Genomic DNA, 19,303 nt, shown 5'->3' with positions numbered 1-19,303 from the left:
CTTCTGGTTCGTAAAGATCAGGCACCAACAGCCCGTCCATGCCGATCCACGCTCACCTGGAGGTGACTGCCGGGAGTCAGTCCCAGGGACTCACGCAGCTGCCGGGGGATCGTCAGCTGACCCTTTGAGCTGAGCGTGATCATTCTCATTGTTCAACAGGAAGGCAGATTGCCTTACATGGGGTCGCTTCTCATCGGCGCCCTGGATGTAACCCAGTGCGCGTCGGCTACTGCTGGGGCTGCTGCTCCTGCCAGCGCGCATAAAGATCCGGCCGTCGCTCGCGGGTGCGCTGCTGCTGCTGCTCGAAGCGCCAGCGGGCGATGGCGCCATGGTCGCCGCTGCGCAGCACCGCCGGCACCTCCCGCTCCCGGAAGCTGGCCGGACGGGTGTAGTGGGGGTGCTCCAGCAGCAGGGCGCTGTGGCTTTCCTCCTCCAGGCTGGCCTGGCTTCCCACGGTGCCCGGCAGCAGCCGCACCACGCCGTTGATGATCACCGCCGCCGGCAATTCGCCGCCGGTGAGCACGAAATCGCCGATCGACACCTCCTCATCGGCCAGGGCACGGATGCGCTCATCGAAGCCCTCGTAGTGGCCGCAGATCAGCACCAGCTGGTCGTATTCAGTGGCCCAGCGGCGCAGGTCGGCCTGCTGCAGGGGTTTGCCCTGGGGGCTCATCAGCAGCACCCGCCGCCGCGGCAACACCGGAATCGCCTCCACCGCTGCAAACACCGGCTCGGGCTTGAGCACCATGCCCGCTCCGCCGCCGTAGGGCTCATCGTCGACCTTGCGGTACTTGTCGGGGGCGAAGTCGCGCGGGTTGTGGGTGTGCAGTGCTGCGATGCCGGCGCTAAAGGCGCGGCCGATCACCCCCAGGGCCAGCAGCGGAGCAAAGGCTTCAGGCGCCAGGCTCACCACATCCAGGCGCATGGGGCTCAGCTCACCGGGGCGGTGGGGCGACTCACCCGGCGGATCTCGGAGCTGAAGCTGGCCCGGCCCGGGCTGCCGTCGGCGCTGCTCTCCACGGTGCTGCGCAGCCGCAGGTTGGGCTTGGTGAACCAGATGCGCTCCCGCACCTCGGTGTCATTGGAGCGGATCGTGAGCTCCAGGCTGCCGTCGGGCCAGAGCTGCCAGCTGCCCTGCTGATCGCCGCTGCGGAAGTTGCCGTCAGCGCTGAAGTGCAGCTGCTGGGCCACGCCATCCTTGGGGCAGACCCGCAGGCCGCCGGCGCCGCCCGGAGCCTCGGGTTCCAGAAAGGACACCACCAGTTCGCCGCGCTCGCTGCTGTGCCAGGCGTCGCCGTCTTCCGTGTCGAGCTCAGCTGCGGCGCCCACCGCCGCCAGGGCGAACTGGCTGCGCAGGCCCATCCATTCGCCGGCGCAGTGGCGCAGAAAGCCGCCGATCTCCTCGGGAGGGAAGGGGGCGGTGTCGGTGAGTGACTCGGTGCTGGGCTCGCTCATGGCTGCGATTCTCTCAGCTGCCTGGGGCGGGTCTGGGGGGCAGCTCGGGGTATGGGTCCTCGGCGTTGAACATCGCCCAACATCGCCTCGATGTCATCGTCAAAGTCAGCCTTGAAATCGCAAGCCAGAACGGCTTCGGCAAGGACGACCGGCTCCGAATCGTCAGCCTGATTTGCGTGCATCGGTTCAGCGGTCAAGGTTGAGCCTCAGTCCCCCCGGTAGCCCAGTTCGCTCAGGCGGGCGGCGCTGCGGCGCCAGCCCGGCACCACCTTGACGAACAGTTCCAGGTACACAGGCCCCTCAAATATCTTCTCCATCTGCAGCCGTGCCCCCTGGCCGATGGTTTTGAGCATGCTTCCCCCCTTGCCGATCAGGATGCCCTTCTGGCTGGAGCGCTCCACCAGCACCGTGGCCAGTACGGCGGTGCGGGGGCCGTCGTCGACCACCCGCTCGATGCTCACCGCCACGGAGTGGGGCACCTCCTCGCGGGTCTGGTGCAGTACCTGCTCGCGGATCAGCTCGGCCATCAGCAGCTGCTCGGGCTGGTCGCTGACCGCATCGGCCGGATAGAGATGGGGCCCCTCGGGCAGCTCGGCGCTCAGGGCTGCTACCAGGGCCCCGGTGCCTTCGCCGCTGAGGGCGCTCACCGGGTGTAGGGGCCAGTCGCCCGCCAGCTCCCGGTAGCTGGCGGCCAGCGGCTCGGCCTGCTCCGGATCCACCAGGTCGTTCTTGTTGAGGGCCACGTGCACCGGCGCCCGGCAGTGCTTCAGCAGCTCCACGATGAAGCCGTCGCCCCGGCCCGCCGGCTCGCTGCCATCCACCAGCAGCAACACCACATCCACCTCGCCGATCGCCCCCCGGGCGCTCTGCACCAGGCGCTCCCCCAGCAGGTGGTGGGGCTTGTGGATGCCAGGGGTGTCGAGCAGCACTAGTTGGGCCGCCTCGGTGGTGAGGATCGCCCGCAGCCGGTTGCGGGTGGTCTGGGCCACCGGCGAGGTGATTGCCACCTTTTCGCCCACCAGCTGGTTGAGCAGGGTGGATTTGCCCACGTTTGGCCGGCCGATCAGGGCCACGAAGCCAGAGCGGAAGCCCTCTGGGCTGGTGGGCAGGGCCGGGATGGTCGCGGGGAACTCCATGGCTCCAGCCTCGCAGCCGGCAGCACCTGGCTGGCGATCTCGCCCATAGGCTGGAGCTGCGTGCTGCATCTCCGCCCAGAGATCTCCCCAGCGATGGCTCCAGCCCCGTCAGATGACTCCGCTGCTCCCCTCCAGCCCAGCTTCCAGCAGGCCATGGAGATCACGGCCCAGTGGCTGGCCCTCTGGGAGAACGGCGAACTCAGCGATGAGGTTCTGGCAGATCGGGTGGCTGAGTTGGTGGCCAGTCGGGATGGGGCCCGCGGCTTTTTCGTGGTGAGCCTGGCCGGTGACGGCCCCCTGATGGACCGGCTGCCTGAAGGCCTGTTGCTGCAACTGCGCCAGGCTGGCGCGGGCGTGGTGGATCTCTCGGTCCGCAACCTGGCGATGAGCACCGCCATGGCCTTGCACCACCAGCGGGCGGGGGATGGGGGGCAGCAGGCGGCGTCAGAGCGGGTGCGGGCGCGCTGCACCGAATTGCTGCGTGGCCTGGAGCCCCTGGCCGTCAAGCAGAGGCTGGAGATTCTGCTGGCTGCAACGGCAGGGGAGGGCGACGACGTGGCCTTCCTGGAACGCTGGGGGTACGACAGCGAGCAGAGAGCCGCCATTGCTGCCGCGATTGAGGCGGTAGCCGAGGCCTGAGCTGGGCCAGGATGACTGCTCCTTGGCTTGTCTCGATGGCCGCGTCCCGGCTGGTTCGTGCTTTGGCCATGGGGCTTTGCTCCGCTGCGCTGCTGGCCCCGCCAGCGGCCAGATCAATTGAAACCATCCGGTTGCGGTTGCCCCTGCTGGAGACCGACTTCCTCATCCGGGTTTCCGAATTGCGCAGCCCGGCGGCCCTGCTTGCTGGCGATAGCGATTTGGCCGAACTCGACCGGGCCACCAACGGGGTGATCGGTCAGAAGCTCAAAGCGGTGCTGCAGTCCAACCTGCCCCTGGAGCTGAAGGCCGTATTGCTCAATGCCAACGGATCGCCCCTGCTGGAGCAGGTGCTGCTGTTGGTGGGAGCCCTCGGAGACATCGACGGCCTGCCTGAGCCAATTGAGCCGGCCCAGTTTCACCGGGCACTGGAGCTGGCGGCCGCCAAAGGGGGGATCAGTTTGCTGGATGTGCTGGAGAATCTTCCTGGCGAGAGCGTCACGGTGGAGCTGGGCCGGCTGGGCTATTCGCTGCAGAGATTCCGGGCCCAACGCCGTCAGGCCGAACAGTTGATTGCCGCCTTGCCAGCGGTGAGCAGCAAGGGGCCCTGGCTGGAGGCCGGGAAGTTCGCCAGCGCGAGCCGGGAGCTCAAAATTGACGTGGCCCACCGTCCCGAGCCCCTGGCGGTGGTGATCTGGGAGCCGGCCGCCGGCGCAGCTGCCCCAGATCGCCTGGTGGTGATTTCCCACGGCCTCTGGGATGACCCCAGAAATTTCGAGGGCTGGGCTGCACACCTGGCTAGCCATGGCTACACGGTGGCGCTGCCGCGCCATCCCGGCAGCGATCAGAGCCAGCAGCGGGCCATGCTCTCAGGCAAGCAGCCGCCACCGAAACCGGCAGAACTGGCGCTGAGGCCCAAGGATGTGTCGGCGGTGATCGATGCGGCGGCCCAGGGTCAATTGAACTTCCGCCGGCCGGTGAACACCAAGGCGGTGCTGGTGGCTGGCCATTCCTGGGGGGCGACGACGGCCCTGCAATTGGCCGGGGCCAGGCCGACCTCCACCAGGATGCGGAAGCTGTGCGACGACCTGCGCCATCCCTGGCGCAATCTCAGCTGGGTGTTGCAGTGCAATTTTGTTGGTTCAGCCGACAGTGCCGCGCTTGCCGATCCCCGGGTGGTTGCTGCCGTGGCGGTGAGTCCGCCGATGCGGCTGTTGTTCGATGTTGACTCCGCCAAGGGGATGGGTGCCCCCGTGCTGGTGGTGAGCGGCAGCAACGACTGGGTTGTTCCCCCTGGTCCGGAAGCGATTGAGCCAGTGGGTCGGGCTGTGCGAACAACCAGTGAGGGCCACCGACTCGTGCTGGTCGAGGGGGGGACCCACTTCAATCTGCGTTCCTCCCTTACCACTGGCGGGGGGCCTTTGCGGGGTTTGATCCTGGCTTGGTTTAGTGCGGCCAGCCAGGCCCCAGCAGGAAGTCCGCCCCAGTTGCCCCCCGATGGCTGGGGGAGCAGCACCATGCCCCTGCGGGATGTCACCAAGCACCTGCCTGAGCCTGCCAACCAGCCATAAAAAAGCGCCCTTTACGGGCGCTGGAGGCTTGCTGCTTGAAGCAGGAAGCTTGTCTCAATCGCGCCGGCCGCCGCCGTTGAGGGCAATGATCAGCCGCAGGATAAAGATGAACAGGTTGATGTAGGTGAGATACATGCCCAGGGCGCCGGCCAGATACTGGTCGTCGCTATAGGTGCGGGGCATGGTGTAAAAGTCGACGAAGGCGGCCCCGACGAACAGCACGGTGCCGAAGCCGGCGATCAACAGCTCAAACGTGCCCCCGCTGAAGACTCCCGGAGCAAAAATACTGCCGACGATCTGCACCACCATGGCGATCAGCAGGCCGAGGATGCCCAGTCCCACCACGCCACTTAGGGCCTGGCCGACGTTGTCGCTCATGCGCCGACCAACCACTGATGCCACCACAAAGGTGATGCCGGTGGCCAAGGTGGCGGTGCCAATGGCGCCTACGCCAGCAGCGCTGACGGCGTAGGCCACGATGCCGCTCAGGGTGAAGCCGGTGATCAGGCTGTAGGTGGCCAGGATCGGCAGGGCGGTGCCGTTGTTCCCCTTCATGGCGGCGTTCTGGGCCACGAAGAAGAGGATGAAGTTGCCGATCAGGGCCACCCAGAACAGGGGCATGAAGATCGGGCTGCCGATCATCGAGAGGCCACCGACCACGCCAGCGGCGGTGAGCACCATGCCTCCGCCCACGTAGGGCAAGGCCTTGTTGACCACATTGGGCCCCACCAGGGCACTCGACTGGGCCTCGCGGATGGCTTGTTGGAAATTGCTGCTGGCCGGCATGGCGCACCAGAGGGAGGAAACTTCCATCATCCTGACAGCGCCCTGCAGGCAACGGGAGGCCCCGGGGGCCGAGGTTGGTGCGGATCTCCCTATCGAATCTGGTATTCCTACTCGATCTGGCGCCGCGAGCCGGGCCAGACCAGCACCGCGAGCACCGCCACACCGGTGCCGATGCAGGATTCGGCGAAGCGCAGCAGGGCATTCAGCCCCGGACTCAGCTTTGGATCGAGGCTGCTGGTGGCCTGGGTAACCACAATCGCGGAGATCGCCGACCAGAGCCCGCCAATCTTGGGCAGATAGCCAGGGAACAGACCGGTAAACCAGGTGACGAGCCCGTAGGCCACCAGGGCGGCCAGGGCAATTTCGGCGGGGATGGGCAGGCGCTCAGCCCTGTTCCTAGCTGGTGGCCAGTCCAGCCTTCAAAGAAGTGCTCAGGCTTCAGGGGCAGATTCTTCAGGGGCAGCAGCAGCTGCTGCTTCAGCTTCAGCCGCGGCGGCAGCAGCAGCTTCGGCGGCCTTGGCGGCAGCGGCGGCCTTGGTGGCGGCTTCGCGCGCTTCGGCCTGTTTCAGCTTGCCGACCACTTCGGCGGCACGCACGGTCTTAGCGACCAGCCCGCCCTTCTCCAGCAGGGAACGGACGGTGTCGGTGGGCTGGGCGCCCTGGCTCAGGCGGGCCCTGATCGCCTCGGTATCGAGACGGGTTTCCTTGGTGCGTGGGTTATAGATGCCCAGCTCCTCCAGCGGACGGCCATCGCGGCGGGAGGTGCTGTTGGTGGCCACGAGGCGGAAACTCGCTTCCCGCTTCTTACCAAACCGCTTCAGGCGGAGCTTAATCATCGATGCTTTGCCGCTAGGTGACCAAACAACCAATGTACCCGCTCGAGTGCTCAGAGCTGCCCGAACCCCTTGCGTTTCTTGGCTGGTTTGGTGGCAACTCGCCCTGGGGAGCCGGCTGCGGGCATGCCACCCATCGGGCCGGGCATTCCAGGCATCCCCGGCATCCCCGGCATCCCCGGCATGCCGCCGCCCCGGGTCATCTGTTGCATGAAGCCCCGCATCTTCTGGAAGTCGGCCAGCACCTTGTCGACATCGGCTGGTTTGTGGCCACTGCCTGCGGCGATGCGGCGCCGGCGCGAGGGCTGGGATGCCAGCAGTTCCGGCTGCTGGCGTTCGACCTCCGTCATCGAGCCGATCATCGCTTCGATCTTCTTGAGCTGCTCCTCCCCCTGCTTGAGCATGCCGTCGTCAATCTTGTTCATGCCGGGGATCAGCTTGATCAGTCCTCCGAGCGAGCCCATGCGCCTGATCATGCGCATCTGCTGGAGGAAGTCTGAGAAGTCGAAGCTGGCCTCCTGCAGCTTCTGCTGCATCTTGGCCACATCGGCCAGCTCCACCTCCTTGGTGGCCTTTTCCACCAGGGTGAGCACATCGCCCATGCCGAGGATGCGGCTGGCCATCCGTTCCGGGTGGAAGGGCTGCAGCGCCTCCACCTTCTCGCCGGTGCCGATGAACTTGATCGGCGCGCCGCTCACCTTGCGGATTGAAAGGGCGGCGCCACCGCGGGAGTCGCCATCGAGCTTGGTGAGCACGGCGCCGGTGATGCCCACTTGCTGGTGGAAGGCCCGGGTGAGCTCGGCCGCCTCCTGGCCGATCATCGAATCCACCACCAGCAGCACCTCGTCGGGCTGGCAGGCCTGGCGGATGCGGACCATCTCCTCCATCATCGACTGGTCGATCTGGAGGCGCCCGGCGGTGTCCACCAGCACGGTGTCGAAGCCTTCGGCCCTGGCCTTGTCAATGCCGGCCGCGGCGATGTCTTCAGGTTTGGCCTCGGTGCCAAGGCTGAACACCTCCACGCCGATCTGGGCGCCGAGGGTTTTGAGCTGCTCGATGGCCGCCGGCCGGTATACATCTGCTCCCACCAGCAGGGCCTTGCGCCCCTGTTCTTTGAGGTGCAGGCCGAGCTTGGCGGTGGCGGTGGTCTTGCCGGCGCCTTGCAGGCCAGCCATCAGCACCACCGAGGGGGCTCCGGCCTGGCCGCCGGCGGCCAGGGGGGCGTTCTCGCCGCCCATGGTGTCCACCAGCTGCTCGTGCACCAGCTGGATGAACTTCTGATCCGGGCTGACGCCGCGCACCACCTCGGCCCCGACAGCTTTGCGCCGCACCTCCTCAACGAAGTCCTCCACCACCGGCAGGCTCACGTCGGCCTCAAGCAGGGCCCGGCGCACCTGCTTGAGCGCCCCCTGCACGTTGGTTTCGGTGATTGAGGCCTGCCCCTTCAGGCTCTTGACCGCGTCCTCAAATCGCTGGGATAGCTCTTCAAACATTTAGTTGCCGCTCGGGGGGCAGAAGTGGGGGCCAGGCCCCGGAATTCAGATGATCGTAAAAACCGGGCTGCCCCCGGCAGCGATGGCTCAGGGGGCCTTGCTGAAGCTGGCAACGCGCCAGATGCCCCCCTCCCGGCCGAACACATAGCGGTTGCGCAGCTGCAGTTTGGTGGGCTCTCCCTCCGGATCGCCCTTGGCATTGAGGCGTTGGTCCGAGTAACTCAGGATCACCGTGGCGGCGATTCTGTTGGTGTCCCGCTCCTCAATCGTCAGTCCGGTGATGCTGGTGCTGATGGTCTGGGTTTCACCGCGGGCCTGGTCGGAGGCGCGCTCCGCTTCGAGCCGCCCCACCAGGCTTGCGCGGGCCAGGCCCTCCACGGGCATGCGGCTGTCCTTGCCGGCCAGGATGGCCGCCTTGGCATCCAGCCAGGCTTCCAGCAGGGCCTGTACCTGGGCTTCGCTCGGAGAGTCGACCCGCAGGGGGAGCTCTGCTGAAGCGGGGGCAGCAGCTGGGGCCGGCACCGGGGCTGGTGGAGCTGGCACCGGGGCGGGCAGGGGCGGCGGGGCAGGCTCGACAGCGATTGGGGTTCGGCTGGCACCGGGGGCCTGGGGCCGTAACCGCATCACCGCCGCGAGGGTCACAAGTGCCACGCCGACGCATACCGCCAGGAAGAGGCGCGATGGTCGCTGCAGTTGGGGCCAGCGCCAGCCAGCCAGCCAGGGCTCTTCTTCCCCGTCATCTTCATCTTCGTCTTGATCAAAACTCTGTGACCCGGCCGCCGCTGGTGAGCCGATGCCCCCAATGGAGGCCTGTGGATCAAGCAGGGGCTTGTCCCAGCTGTGGGGCCGGGTGGTGAAGGTCAGGGCGGGGGGGGTAGCAGCAGGACTGGTCGGCCGGTCCTGCTGCTCCACATAGGCCTGCACATCGCGATCGGCGAAGTAAGCCTCCAGATCCGGATCGGCCTCCAGATCGCGGTAGCCAGGCAGTACGTCCCGGCTGAGCCAGTCGCGGCAGTAAGCACACAGCTGGGCCAGGGGATCGGGGCTCTGCAGTTCGGCCCAGCGCTTGAGCTCCGGTGGGGCTGCCTGCTTGAAGGTGGCCTGGGCCCTTTCAACTTCCCCCAGCAGCAGCAACTGGCAGGCGATCAGCGGCTGGAGACCCTCCTGGCTGCTGGCTTCGAGCCGTTGGCGGGCGGCCGCAATCCGCTCCGGTTTGCGCTGGGCAAATCCGGAGGCGGTCAGGGCTGTGCTGGCGAGAAAATCAGCGGCGGCGGAGCTCGGCGCCCAGCGACTGAAGATATCGATCTGCTCCTGGACGGTGAGGAAGGCGCGGATCTGCTTGAAAAAGGCCTGGAATTCCTCCGGTCCCATGCTCGGGTCTCCGAATCCCTCGAGGCCGCCGCGGCGCTTGACCAGCTCCTCCAGCAGGGCCAGCCCCTCGGCCCGCTCGGCCTGGGCCGTCAGGTTGCGGCTGAGCAGGTCAAGTACCCGGTAGGGGCGCAGGTTATCGAGCTTGTCTTCCAGCTGCTGGCGAATGGCCGGTTGCTGGCCCATGCGCTGCAGAAGCTGCAGGCCCTTTTGCAGGATCTGGGCAGCCCCTTCATAACGACGTTGCCGGTGCAGGTCGGCGGCAGCGGCAAGACAGGCCTGTCCCGCCAGGATGGTGAGGTCGGCATCGCGGCTATTGCCGAGAATGGGTGCCTGGGGTGGCTCCAGGGCAGCGCAGACCAGCTCGAAGCACTCCAGGGCCTGGCCCGCTTCGAGCAGCAGCAGCAGACCAGCCACTTCCATGCCGGGCGAGATATCGAGGGCTGGCAGCACGGATTGGCCGCTGCTGGCAAGGGCCGTCAGGTCAGATTCGTAGGTCTGGCGCCTGCTCCCATCGCTGAGCAGGTCGGCACTGGCCCTGAGCAGCTCTTCCCTGGCCCTCAAGGTGTCCTGGGTCAATCCATGCTCTGGGGGGCGGTCGATCCGCTGCTGCAGGGTGAGCAGCAGCGACTGCAGGTCGCTGGTCGGGCTTACTCCGAGCAACCGGAAATGATCGATCGGCAGTTCCAATCCGGGCCCGTCGCTGGTGGGTGACTTTAGGCAGGGCAGGCGCTTATGACGCCAATTGTCAGGCCTGATGCAGCAGCACCTCTTAGAGTCGTCAGCAAGACGCAGGCGCACATGGGCAACGACATCGCTGCTGTACCTGGAGCCCCATCACCTGGATTTACAGCCAGTGGTGCTCCCGCCTGTTCTGCAGACGACACCAGTCTGGTCGGAGCCCATGCCGAGCGCCTGGAGAATCTCTACCCGTCGGTGCCCGCCAAGGTGACGCGCGACGAGGGTCTGATGCTCTACCGCGACATGACCCTGGGCCGGCGTTTTGAGGACAAGTGCGCGGAGATGTATTACCGCGGCAAGATGTTTGGCTTCGTGCACCTCTACAACGGCCAAGAGGCCGTAAGCACGGGCGTGATCAAGGCGATGAAGTTGCAGCACGACTGGTTTTGCAGCACCTACCGCGACCACGTGCACGCCCTCAGCTGCGGCGTGCCGGCCCGGGAGGTGATGAGTGAGCTGTTCGGTAAGGAAACCGGCTGCAGCAAGGGCCGCGGCGGCTCCATGCACCTTTTTTCCAAGGAGCACCACCTGCTGGGGGGCTATGCCTTCATCGGCGAGGGCATTCCGGTGGCCCTCGGCGCAGCCTTCACCAGCCGCTACAAGCGCGACGCCCTAGGGGATGCCTCCAGCGACTCCGTCACAGCCGCCTTCTTCGGTGATGGCACCTGCAACATCGGTCAGTTCTATGAGTGCCTGAACATGGCAGCCCTCTGGAAGTTGCCGATCCTGTTTGTGGTGGAGAACAACAAGTGGGCCATTGGTATGGACCACAACCGTGCCACGAGTGATCCTGAGATCTGGCGCAAGGCGGCGGCCTTCGGCATGGCCGGCGAAGAGGTGGACGGCATGGACGTGTTGGCGGTGCGGGCTGCCGCCCAGCGCGCCATCGAGCGGGCCCGGGCCGGCGAGGGCCCCACCCTGCTCGAGTGCCTCACTTACCGCTTCCGCGGCCACTCCCTGGCCGATCCCGACGAGCTGCGCGCCCAAGCGGAGAAGGAGTTCTGGGCGAAACGGGATCCGATCAAGGCCCTGGCTGTCCGCCTGATCGAGCAGAACCTCGCCTCAGCCGAGGAGCTCAAGGCGATCGAGCAGGAGATCGATGCCGAAGTGGCCGACTGCGTCGAGTTCGCCCTGGCGGCTCCCGAGCCCAAGCCCGCAGAACTTACCCGCTACATCTGGGCGGAAGACTGATCAATCTGTTTGATCAGTCTCTCTGATCAGCTTCTCAAAGTGTGGCGGGAATGCGCCGGGTCATGTTGCGCAGTTTGCGCAAGGCCTTGAGTTCCACCTGGCGAACCCGTTCACGGGACACATCCAATTGACGGCCGATTTCGGCCAGGGTGTGGCGCTCTTGGCCCTCGAGCCCAAAGCGCAGCTGAAGCACCTGGCGCTCCTGGTCGCTGAGCTGGCTCAACCAGCGCCCTAGCTGCTCTTGGTGCATCCCCCGCTCTACCCGATCCAGCGGCTCCTCCCCTGAGGAGTCGGCAATCAGATCCCCCAGGAAGCTGCGGCCCTCATCGCCGTTCACCGGCGCATCCAGGCTGGAGGTGGTAAGTGACTGGCGCAGCAGGCCGTCGAGCTCCTCGATTGGCATGGCCATCGCCTCGGCAATTTCCTGGCGGTTGGGCATGGCGCCCAGTTTGTGGGCCAGATCCAGGCTGACCTTGCGAATCGCTGTGAGCCTTTCACTCAGGTGCACGGGCAAGCGGATCGTGCGGGATTGGCAGGCGATCGCCCGGGTCATGCTCTGGCGAATCCACCAGAAGGCATAGGTGGAAAATTTATAGCCCCGGGTGGGATCAAACTTCTCCACGGCCCGCTCGAGCCCGAGGGATCCTTCCTGGATTAGGTCGAGTAATTCAAGGCCCTTGCCTTGATACTTTTTGGCCACACTGACGACTAAGCGCAAATTCGCCTTCATCATGCGTTGCTTGGCCCGCTTACCAATGCGAATCAGCTTATTTTCGTGATCAGTGAATTCTCTGGCAATCTCTCCAGCTTCTTCCTCTAGCAGGCGCATCATTGTTTGCACCTGATTGCCCAGTTCTATTTCTTCGGCCGCGGTCAACAGCGGCTCGCGGCCGATGGTCGCCAGATACCAGGTGATGGGGTCGCTACTTCGTCGCCGGGTGCCTTCGCTGGCCCTCTGGAGCGATGTGGTCATTAGAGCGCTGAGAGGGAGGATCCATTGAATATCTAACCAAATTCGCCGGGAGCAGTGTATTTTCGGTAACCCTTTAGCTTTCAATCGCAAAACAACACATGCTCCCTGGTGTTGTATTCAGCACAATCGGGCCAGCTGCTGCGCTACTGCCAAGGGGTTGGCGGCACCGTTCTGCCCGGCTGGGCTGAGTTGGCGCCCCGCCTGGGCGTGGGCCAGGGTTGCGGCCGCCAGCCAAACAGCATCGGCGGCGCCCGTGGCCGCCATGGCCATGGCCCCCACCCCGGCGACATGGCCGGCGAGCACGTCCCCCAGGCCTGCCCGGGCGCTGCTGGGGCTGGCCTCCAGCAGCTGCCAGCGGCGGCCATCGGGGGCGGCCACCACGCTGCGGGCTTCCTTCAGCAGCACACAGGCGCCACTGGTCCTGGCCGCTTCGCCAGCAGCGTCGAGGCAAACAGGGGCTGGGTTGCCGCTGAGCTCGGGAAACAGGCGGCTGAATTCGCCGGGGTGGGGCGTGATCCAGGTGGGCCCCTGGCGCTGCTGCAGCCAAGCGCAGGCATTGAGGCCCAGCCCCAGGATGGCCGGGCCACTCAGCCGGTTGAGGCCGTCGGCGTCGAGCACCAGCAGCCCCGGCCAGGCGAGCAAGTTGCGCCAAAAGGCACCTTCCTGCGACTCGGCGCCAGGGCCGATGCCGGGACCGACCAGCAGGGCGTCAAGCCGCTGGCGGTTGAGCTCGATGGGCCGATCCAGGCGCAGGTTGCCCTGGCCATCGCAGGGGAGGCTCTGGTCAAGCACCACGTGGGGGTATTGCTGCCAGAGGTCGGCTGCCAGGCAGGCGGGCAAGGCAGCGTGCAGGCTGCCGCAACCGCTGCTGCTGGCCCCGGCCAGGGCCAGGCTGGCGGCTCCCCGGAAGGCCTCGCTGCCGGCCAGCAGCAGCAGTCGGCCCCGCTGATATTTGCTGGCGGCCGGATCTAGGGGTGGCCTGGGCCGTTCGGCCAAATCCCGCTCGCCCAGCCCCAGCGGGGTGTGGTTTGGCAGGGCATGCAGCAGGCCCCCGGGCAGCCCCAGGTCGATTCGCTCCAGTTCCCCCACCGCCGCCAGGGCCTGGTCCTGCACCAGCCCGCTCTTGATCAATCCAATGGTGAAAGTGGTGACAGCCTGGGGCCGCATCGGGCCGGTGGCCCTGCCGCTGTCGGCGCAGAGGCCCGTGGGCACATCCACAGCCACCAGGGCCCCAGGCCGTTGCCGCTGGCGGGCCTCCAGCAGCACCCGGATCCCCTCGCCGGGGGGGCGTTGTTGGCCGATGCCCAGTAGGGCATCGATCCAGAGTTCGCTGCCGCATGGATCAGGCGCTTGGCTGAGCCGCTGGATGCCCAGCCACAGGCAGTGGCGCAGGTGCGCCTCGGTGAGTGGCTTGTGCCGTTCGAAGGGGCTCCAGATTGCGGTGGCCACTGACGCTAGGTGCAGTTCGCGAGCGATCACCAGCCCATCGCCGCCGTTGTGCCCCGGACCCACCAGCACCAGGGCACCGTGGCGGGCCAGATGGTCGCCATGCCGTTGCAAAAGCCTGCGGCTCAGCGCCAGCGCCGCCTTTTCCATCAGGGCTGCCACCGGCATGCCGCTGTGGAACAGCTGCTCCTCCAGGGCTGCCATCTCGGCACTGGTCACCAGCAGATGGTCGCCATCGCGGCGGGGCCAGGCGGCTTTGGCGGGTGTTGGCACCAACTCCTCAGGGCAGCTGGGTTTCATGATGGAAGCACTACCGCTGGCTGTCTGCCCTGTTGTCTGTCTCCGTTGCCAACTCTGGGAGCCCCGCTCTGGCCTCCACCCCTGCGGGTCGTGCCGCCCTAGAGCGGCTCCGGGCCTGGCCGGGTGAACGCCGGGTGGCGGTGGGTCTTTCCGGCGGTGTGGACAGCTCTCTTACAGCAGCATTGCTGGTGGAAGCGGGTTGGCAGGTGGAGGGGCTCACCCTCTGGTTGATGAGTGGCAAAGGTGCCTGCTGCGCCGAGGGGCTGGTGGATGCGGCGGGGATCTGCGAACAGCTCGCCATCCCCCACCATGTGGTCGACTTTCGCGAGCACTTCCAGGCCCAGATCGTCAATTTTCTGGTGGAGGGCTACGCGGCAGGCGTCACGCCCCTGCCCTGCTCCCGCTGCAACCGGGAGGTGAAATTCGGCCCGATGCTCCAGTGGGCCGAGCAGGAGCGGGGCATTGGCCGCATCGCCACCGGCCACTACGCCCGGGTGCACCACGGCGACCTGAGCGACAACGGCCGCCACCAGCTGCTGCGGGGTCGCGATAGCCATAAAGACCAGAGCTACTTCCTCTACGACCTGCCCCAGGAGGCCCTGGGCCGGTTGGTGTTTCCCCTGGGCGAACTCACCAAGGCCGACACCCGCCTCGAGGCCGAGCGCCATGGCCTGCGCACGGCCAAGAAGCCTGAAAGCCAGGACCTCTGCCTGGCGGATCACCACGGCTCGATGAAGGCCTTCCTGGACGCCTATTTGCCGCCTCGCCCCGGCGAGATTGTGCTGGTGGATGGCACGGTCGTGGGTGAGCACGACGGCATCGAGCACTTCACCATCGGCCAGCGCAAGGGATTGGGGGTGGCGTGGCGCGAGCCCTTGCACGTGGTGAGGCTGGATGGTGCCATGAACCAGGTGGTGGTGGCCCCCCGCGCTGAGGCTGCGCGGGCGGGGGCGGTGGTGGGAGCTGTGAATTGGGTCTCGATTGAGCCCCCGGTGGGTGGCATCGAGGTGGAGGTGCAGGTGCGCTACCGCAGCGCCCCAGAGCGAGCCCTGCTGACCCCCCTGCCCGCCACCGATGCCGACCGGGCGGCCCAGCGGCCCCACCGGGTTCAGCTGACCTTTGCCGAGGAGCAGTTCTCGATCACTCCCGCCCAGGCGGCGGTGTTCTACGACGGTGAGGTGCTGCTGGGCGGCGGCCTGATCCAGGCCGATCCCGCCCCAGCCACGGGATCTCACCAGTAGGGGTCGCTGGCGAGTTCCACGCTGAGTGCACCGCTGCGGCTGGCGGGAACGGTGGCGATGCAGGCACGCACCACCTGGCCGTTCACCTCGATTTCGCAGGCGCCGCAGCTGCCCCCCAGGCAGCCGGTGGGGATGGTGACCCCCGCCGTCTGGGCGGCGAGCAGCCAGTCGCACCCGACCAGGCACTGGCTGGTGTGGCCATTGGGCCAGCGGATAGTGACGGGGGAGGCGGCCATGGGCGGGTGGGTTAGGGGCCAAATAGGGGCTCGAGGTTCACATGGGCCTCAAAGGCATCGGCCAGCCGGTCCAGCAGGGCATCTCGCTGGCGGCTGTGGTGGGGTTGATTCTCCGGCAGCGGCGGCAGCCCGCCGCGCTGGCGCAGCTGGTTGAGCCAGCGGCGACGCCAGGGGCCGCTTTCAAACACGCCGTGCAGATAGGTGCCGGCCACCACGCCGCCCTGGGTGCCGTAGGGCTGCCAATGGCCCAGGTCCGGGTCGCTCGCCAGGGGCTGCAGGCCGCTGGCCGCCACAGGGGTGCTGATGCCGCGGTGCAGCTCGAAGCCCTCCAGGCTGAGGCCCTCCCCTGGCCAGAGTGCCTGGCTGCTGCGCTGGCGCAGGGCCTTGGCACCGCCGAAGCAGGTGTGCAGCGGCAGCAGGTCGAGGCCCGGCACGGGCCCACCCGCTGGGGTGCCGGTGTCGCCGCCCTCCAGGCCCTCGGGATCCCGCAGTTCCCGCCCGAGCAGTTGCAGTCCGCCGCAGATGCCGAACACCTGGCCGCCATCGCCGGCGTAGGCGCGCAGCGCCTCCCCCAGGCCGGAGCGCTGCAGGGCCGCCAGGTCGCGCAAGGTCTGTTTGCTGCCCGGCACGATCACCGCATCGGGGGCCCCCAGCGGCTCCCCCGGCGCCAGCCAGCGCAGCTGGACGCTGGGTTCGGCCTCCAGGGGATCGAGGTCGGAGAAGTTGCTCAGCGACGGCAGCTTCAGCACGACGATCTCCAGCGCGGCGTCCCGCTTGCGGCCGCGGCGCTCCAGCAGATCGAGGGAGTCTTCCGGGGGAAACAGCTCATCGAGCCAGGGCATCACCCCCAGCACGGGCACGCCGGTGTGGGCCTCCAGCCAGCGGCGTCCTTCGTCAAACAGCTCGCGGCGGCCACGGAAGCGGTTGATCAGCAGGCCGCGGATCAAGGGCCGCTCCACCGGGCGCAGCAGGGCCAGGGTGCCCACGATCTGGGCGAACACACCGCCCCGTTCGATGTCGGCCACCAGGAGGCAGCGGGCCCTCAGAAACTGCGCCAGCCGCAGGTTGGTGAGGTCGCGGGATTGCAGGTTCACCTCCACCGGGCTGCCGGCCCCCTCCAGCACCAGGCGCCCCCCCGGATGGGCCGCCTGCAGCTCGCTCAGGCCGGCGCGGATAGCAGCCCAGCCCGGCCGGAACCAGTCGCGGTAGTAGTGCTCGGCGCGGCATTGCCCCACCGACTGGCCCAGATGGATCACTTCGCTGGTGGAATCCCCCTGGGGCTTGAGCAGCACCGGATTCATGCTGTGGTGGGGCTCCAGCCCGGCGGCCCAGGCCTGGAGGGCCTGGGAGTAGGCCATTTCGCCGCCCACCTGATCCACCCAGGCGTTGTTGCTCATGTTCTGCCCCTTGAAGGGCAGTGGCGTTTCACCGCGGCGCCGCAACACCCTGCAGAGGGCGGCCGTCATCAACGACTTGCCGGCACCGCTGCTGGTGCCCAGAACCATGAGGGGGGTGTGGTTCTCGCTCATCAAATCCGGGGCCTGTGCTGCCGAAGCCAGTGCTTGAGGCGCATCAGCACACCTCCGGGCGGGATGTCGTCGCTCCAGGGGGCAATGGTGTTCCGCCCCATCGGGGTGAGGCGCACCCGTTCGGTGAGGCCCTGGCCGTCCACTTCGCGGCGCAGCACACCGAGCTGGATCAGCCAGATCAGGAGGTCTTCGGTGCGGTTGGCGTTCAGGCTGAGGCGGCTGAGTTGCTGCTGGTTGGGGTGGGCAGCGATCTGTGTGCTGCTCAATGCCTGGCCATCCAGCAGTTGATAAAACGACAGCCGAAAGGGGAGGCAGCGCACCGCCTTTCGGGCCCGCTGCAGGGCGCGTTGCTCTTGTTGGCTGGCGGTGCTCACACAACACAGGTGGCTGCTGCCATTCTCATGGCCAGCCCATCCCCTCCGCTGTGCTGCTGCTGGCTTCTGCGTCTCCGGCCCGTCGCCGCCTGCTGGAGCAGGCCGCCATTCCCCACCGCGTGCAGGTGAGTGGTGTGGATGAAGACGCCATCCACCACACCGATCCTGCCCAGCTGGTGCAACTGTTGGCCAAGGCCAAGGCTCAGGCCGTGCGGGAGGCCTGCACGGATAGCTCGATCACGGCGGTGTTGGGCTGCGATTCAGTGCTGGCCTTTGAAGGGGAGGTGTTCGGCAAGCCTCTTCACGCTGCAGAGGCGATCGATCGCTGGCGACGGATGGCTAGTGGTTGGGGTGAGTTGCACACCGGCCACTGTTTGTTGGTGGCCGGTGCGGCGCGGGAGTGTCCAGCTCCGGATATCCATGGATATCCGACCACGGAATGCCTGGCCACCATCACCACCCGCGTGCAGTTCGCGCCGCTCACCGCCGCAGAGATCGAGGCCTACGTGGCCACCGGAGAGCCGCTCCAATGCGCTGGCGGCTTTGCTTTGGAGGGGCGTGGTGGTGCGCTGGTGGAACGGATCGAGGGCTGTTTCTCGAATGTGATCGGGCTGAGCTTGCCGTTGTTGCGGCGCTGGCTCCTGGCGATGGGCGTCAGTTAAGGAGTGTGTTGGCGTGCTTCTGTGGTCAACACCGTTTTCTCGTTGCAAGGCAGCGCAAGGCTCTTCCTAACCCGCGACCGCGAAGCCCGAGCAGAATGGACTGCATGGGGTATTCAATTGGCGATTCCCCACAGCGTGATCCGCAACTGTTCACCGCGACTCGAACCCTCTTTGGTCGCCCTAGCGCCATGACCAGCTCAACGCCCACAACCATTCGCCAGCGGCTTGTGGCCCATAGGCCCGAGGTGCTCGCCCTCGCCCAGCGCCATGGTGCAACCAACCTGAGGGTCTACGGCTCGATCGCTAAAGGGCAGGAGCACCCAGGTAGCGACCTGGATCTTCTGGTCGATCTAGCGGAGGATCAGTCTCTGCTCGGGTTGATCAGTTTCCGGCAAGAGCTTGAAGATCTCCTGGGATGCCTGGTGGATGTCACAGAAGCAGAAACACTGCACCCGTTGATCCGTAATGAAATTCTGGATCAGGCTCAGTTGCTGTGAGCAAAGATCGCCTCTATCCCGAAAGTATTCGTGATTGTTTGGAGCGCATCGCGGATTACACTGCTGCTGGTGAGAGCAGCTTTATGGCCTCTCGTCTGATTCAAGATGGCGTGATTCGCAATCTCGAGGTGATCGGTGAAGCCACCAAGAATCTCAGCCCGGAGCTCCGAGCGGCCAGTCCTGAGATTCCTTGGCGGCAGATAGCCGGCATGAGAGATGTTCTGACTCATGACTATCTCAAGGTCAATCTGGCCCGAGTTTGGCGGACTGTTGATATCGACCTTCCTCCACTTCAGGAGGCAGTCCTGAGGCTGCTCCAGGCATAACGCTTGGCACAACGTCTGGTGGAAGCAGCTGTACGGCTTCGGCGCAATCGCGGCTGACGGCGTAGCTGAACTGCTGAGGCCCGCGAGTCGGCAACGACCAGGTGCCAACCCGTTCCCAGTTCATCCACACCGTCAGGGAGCGCGCCCGCGAAGGTCTACCCATTACCACTCGGCCGGCTCGATGGTGCTCTCTCGCGGCCACACCACCACTTCGAGGTTGAGGGCGGCCAGGAGTAGCAGGAGGCGCTCCACGGTGAGACGACCCGGTTGCAGTTCGAGCTGAGAGAGCCGGGCTTGGCTCATGCCACCGGGTTTGAGAGCTAGCTCTTGCTGGTTCATCCCCTGCTCCAGTCGGGCACCACGGAGCAGCATCCCCAACTGCGCAGGGGCGCGAATCACCTGCTCAACCGCAGCCATGGTTTACACGGATTCTCAATAAACGAATCGCATCAAGATCCTCAATAATTGGCATTTATTGCGAATCCGAGTGAGCGTGGAGGAGCTTGCGC

General features: G+C 66.4%; 23 protein-coding genes. 8 read left to right on the top strand and 15 right to left on the bottom strand.

All coding sequences use genetic code 11. The features are described from left to right. Window positions 1-17: 17 nt before the first annotated feature. From H8F27_RS18170 to H8F27_RS03135, 3 genes are all read right to left on the bottom strand, one after another. Window positions 18-143, bottom strand: a complete 126-nt coding sequence (locus H8F27_RS18170) for an AbrB/MazE/SpoVT family DNA-binding domain-containing protein (protein WP_197151171.1) — start codon at window positions 141-143, stop codon at window positions 18-20. Between the two features lie 83 nt (window positions 144-226). Beyond that, complete coding sequence (gene trmD, locus H8F27_RS03140) at window positions 227-925, bottom strand: tRNA (guanosine(37)-N1)-methyltransferase TrmD (RefSeq protein ID WP_197151169.1); 699 nt, start codon at window positions 923-925, stop codon at window positions 227-229. 5 nt (window positions 926-930) lie between these two features. Then, a complete protein-coding gene (locus H8F27_RS03135; RefSeq protein WP_197151167.1) occupies window positions 931-1,455 on the bottom strand; it encodes a phycobiliprotein lyase in 525 nt (174 codons plus the stop codon). Between the two features lie 65 nt (window positions 1,456-1,520). Between H8F27_RS03135 and H8F27_RS03130 the strand changes: the two genes are divergently transcribed. Then, window positions 1,521-1,658 (top strand): hypothetical protein, encoded by a 138-nt coding sequence (locus H8F27_RS03130; protein WP_197151166.1) that lies wholly within the window; start codon window positions 1,521-1,523, stop codon window positions 1,656-1,658. Window positions 1,659-1,661: 3 nt separating this feature from the next. Here the strand turns inward: H8F27_RS03130 and era are convergent, their stop codons facing one another. Then, window positions 1,662-2,591, bottom strand: coding sequence for a GTPase Era (era, locus tag H8F27_RS03125; protein WP_197151164.1), 930 nt, complete (start codon window positions 2,589-2,591; stop codon window positions 1,662-1,664). 93 nt (window positions 2,592-2,684) lie between these two features. On the opposite strand from era, the gene H8F27_RS03120 reads away from it, so the two are divergent. Then, a complete protein-coding gene (locus H8F27_RS03120) occupies window positions 2,685-3,230 on the top strand; it encodes a hypothetical protein (protein WP_197151163.1) in 546 nt (181 codons plus the stop codon). 35 nt (window positions 3,231-3,265) lie between these two features. Next, window positions 3,266-4,798: an alpha/beta fold hydrolase gene (locus H8F27_RS03115; protein ID WP_197151162.1), complete on the top strand. Its 1,533-nt coding sequence runs from the start codon at window positions 3,266-3,268 to the stop codon at window positions 4,796-4,798. Window positions 4,799-4,852: 54 nt separating this feature from the next. Here H8F27_RS03115 and H8F27_RS03110 read toward each other — a convergent pair whose 3' ends face one another. The 5 genes from H8F27_RS03110 to H8F27_RS03090 all read right to left on the bottom strand — a co-directional run bounded on the left by H8F27_RS03110 (window position 4,853) and on the right by H8F27_RS03090 (window position 9,968). Continuing rightward, on the bottom strand, window positions 4,853-5,584 hold the full coding sequence (locus H8F27_RS03110; protein WP_197153331.1) for a Bax inhibitor-1 family protein: 732 nt from the start codon (window positions 5,582-5,584) through the stop codon (window positions 4,853-4,855). Window positions 5,585-5,691: 107 nt separating this feature from the next. Then, a complete protein-coding gene (locus H8F27_RS03105) occupies window positions 5,692-5,928 on the bottom strand; it encodes a hypothetical protein (RefSeq protein ID WP_197151161.1) in 237 nt (78 codons plus the stop codon). Between the two features lie 87 nt (window positions 5,929-6,015). Next, on the bottom strand, window positions 6,016-6,420 hold the full coding sequence (rpsP, locus tag H8F27_RS03100; RefSeq protein WP_197151160.1) for a 30S ribosomal protein S16: 405 nt from the start codon (window positions 6,418-6,420) through the stop codon (window positions 6,016-6,018). Between the two features lie 50 nt (window positions 6,421-6,470). Continuing rightward, window positions 6,471-7,910: a signal recognition particle protein gene (gene ffh, locus H8F27_RS03095; protein WP_197151159.1), complete on the bottom strand. Its 1,440-nt coding sequence runs from the start codon at window positions 7,908-7,910 to the stop codon at window positions 6,471-6,473. Window positions 7,911-7,997: 87 nt separating this feature from the next. Further along, complete coding sequence (locus H8F27_RS03090) at window positions 7,998-9,968, bottom strand: ARC6/PARC6 family protein (protein ID WP_197151158.1); 1,971 nt, start codon at window positions 9,966-9,968, stop codon at window positions 7,998-8,000. A 111-nt stretch (window positions 9,969-10,079) separates the two neighbouring features. On the opposite strand from H8F27_RS03090, the gene pdhA reads away from it, so the two are divergent. Then, window positions 10,080-11,210 (top strand): pyruvate dehydrogenase (acetyl-transferring) E1 component subunit alpha, encoded by a 1,131-nt coding sequence (pdhA, locus tag H8F27_RS03085; protein ID WP_231596487.1) that lies wholly within the window; start codon window positions 10,080-10,082, stop codon window positions 11,208-11,210. 34 nt (window positions 11,211-11,244) lie between these two features. On the opposite strand, the gene H8F27_RS03080 is transcribed toward pdhA, so the two are convergent. Both H8F27_RS03080 and H8F27_RS03075 read right to left on the bottom strand, forming a co-directional pair. After that, window positions 11,245-12,183, bottom strand: coding sequence for an RNA polymerase sigma factor, RpoD/SigA family (locus tag H8F27_RS03080; RefSeq protein ID WP_197151157.1), 939 nt, complete (start codon window positions 12,181-12,183; stop codon window positions 11,245-11,247). Between the two features lie 117 nt (window positions 12,184-12,300). Beyond that, window positions 12,301-13,902 carry an NAD(P)H-hydrate epimerase gene (locus tag H8F27_RS03075; RefSeq protein WP_255517730.1) on the bottom strand — a complete coding sequence of 534 codons (1,602 nt, stop codon included), beginning with the start codon at window positions 13,900-13,902 and terminating at the stop codon, window positions 12,301-12,303. 95 nt (window positions 13,903-13,997) lie between these two features. Between H8F27_RS03075 and mnmA the strand changes: the two genes are divergently transcribed. Next, on the top strand, window positions 13,998-15,170 hold the full coding sequence (gene mnmA, locus H8F27_RS03070; protein ID WP_370594486.1) for a tRNA 2-thiouridine(34) synthase MnmA: 1,173 nt from the start codon (window positions 13,998-14,000) through the stop codon (window positions 15,168-15,170). On the opposite strand, the gene H8F27_RS03065 is transcribed toward mnmA, so the two are convergent. The 3 genes from H8F27_RS03065 to H8F27_RS03055 are packed head-to-tail and all read right to left on the bottom strand — an operon-like array spanning window position 15,161 to window position 17,309. Beyond that, on the bottom strand, window positions 15,161-15,406 hold the full coding sequence (locus H8F27_RS03065) for a 2Fe-2S iron-sulfur cluster-binding protein (RefSeq protein WP_197151155.1): 246 nt from the start codon (window positions 15,404-15,406) through the stop codon (window positions 15,161-15,163). The genes mnmA and H8F27_RS03065 overlap by 10 nt on opposite strands. Before the next feature lie 11 nt (window positions 15,407-15,417). Beyond that, the gene (locus H8F27_RS03060; protein WP_197153328.1) at window positions 15,418-16,911 is read right to left on the bottom strand and encodes a cobyric acid synthase; all 1,494 of its coding nucleotides are present in this window, start codon (window positions 16,909-16,911) and stop codon (window positions 15,418-15,420) included. Window positions 16,912-16,934: 23 nt separating this feature from the next. Next, on the bottom strand, window positions 16,935-17,309 hold the full coding sequence (locus H8F27_RS03055; protein ID WP_197151153.1) for an Npun_F0494 family protein: 375 nt from the start codon (window positions 17,307-17,309) through the stop codon (window positions 16,935-16,937). 50 nt (window positions 17,310-17,359) lie between these two features. Here H8F27_RS03055 and H8F27_RS03050 point away from each other — a divergent pair, with 50 nt between their 5' ends. The 3 genes from H8F27_RS03050 (at window position 17,360) to H8F27_RS03040 (ending at window position 18,794) form a co-directional block, all read left to right on the top strand. Further along, window positions 17,360-17,971, top strand: a complete 612-nt coding sequence (locus H8F27_RS03050) for a nucleoside triphosphate pyrophosphatase (RefSeq protein WP_197151152.1) — start codon at window positions 17,360-17,362, stop codon at window positions 17,969-17,971. A 245-nt stretch (window positions 17,972-18,216) separates the two neighbouring features. Then, window positions 18,217-18,468, top strand: a complete 252-nt coding sequence (locus H8F27_RS03045) for a nucleotidyltransferase family protein (RefSeq protein ID WP_231596485.1) — start codon at window positions 18,217-18,219, stop codon at window positions 18,466-18,468. Further along, window positions 18,465-18,794 (top strand): DUF86 domain-containing protein, encoded by a 330-nt coding sequence (locus H8F27_RS03040; RefSeq protein WP_197151150.1) that lies wholly within the window; start codon window positions 18,465-18,467, stop codon window positions 18,792-18,794. The genes H8F27_RS03045 and H8F27_RS03040 overlap by 4 nt, the downstream gene beginning before the upstream one ends. Before the next feature lie 162 nt (window positions 18,795-18,956). On the opposite strand, the gene H8F27_RS03035 is transcribed toward H8F27_RS03040, so the two are convergent. Beyond that, window positions 18,957-19,211 carry a helix-turn-helix transcriptional regulator gene (locus tag H8F27_RS03035; RefSeq protein ID WP_197151149.1) on the bottom strand — a complete coding sequence of 85 codons (255 nt, stop codon included), beginning with the start codon at window positions 19,209-19,211 and terminating at the stop codon, window positions 18,957-18,959. Between the last annotated feature and the right edge of the window lie 92 nt (window positions 19,212-19,303).

The sequence above is a fragment of the Synechococcus sp. CBW1108 genome, assembly GCF_015840335.1.
Classification (GTDB): Bacteria; Cyanobacteriota; Cyanobacteriia; order PCC-6307; family Cyanobiaceae; genus Cyanobium_A.
Note: the sequence above shows the minus strand (reverse complement) of the source record. Positions and strands in the feature narration are given on the sequence as shown.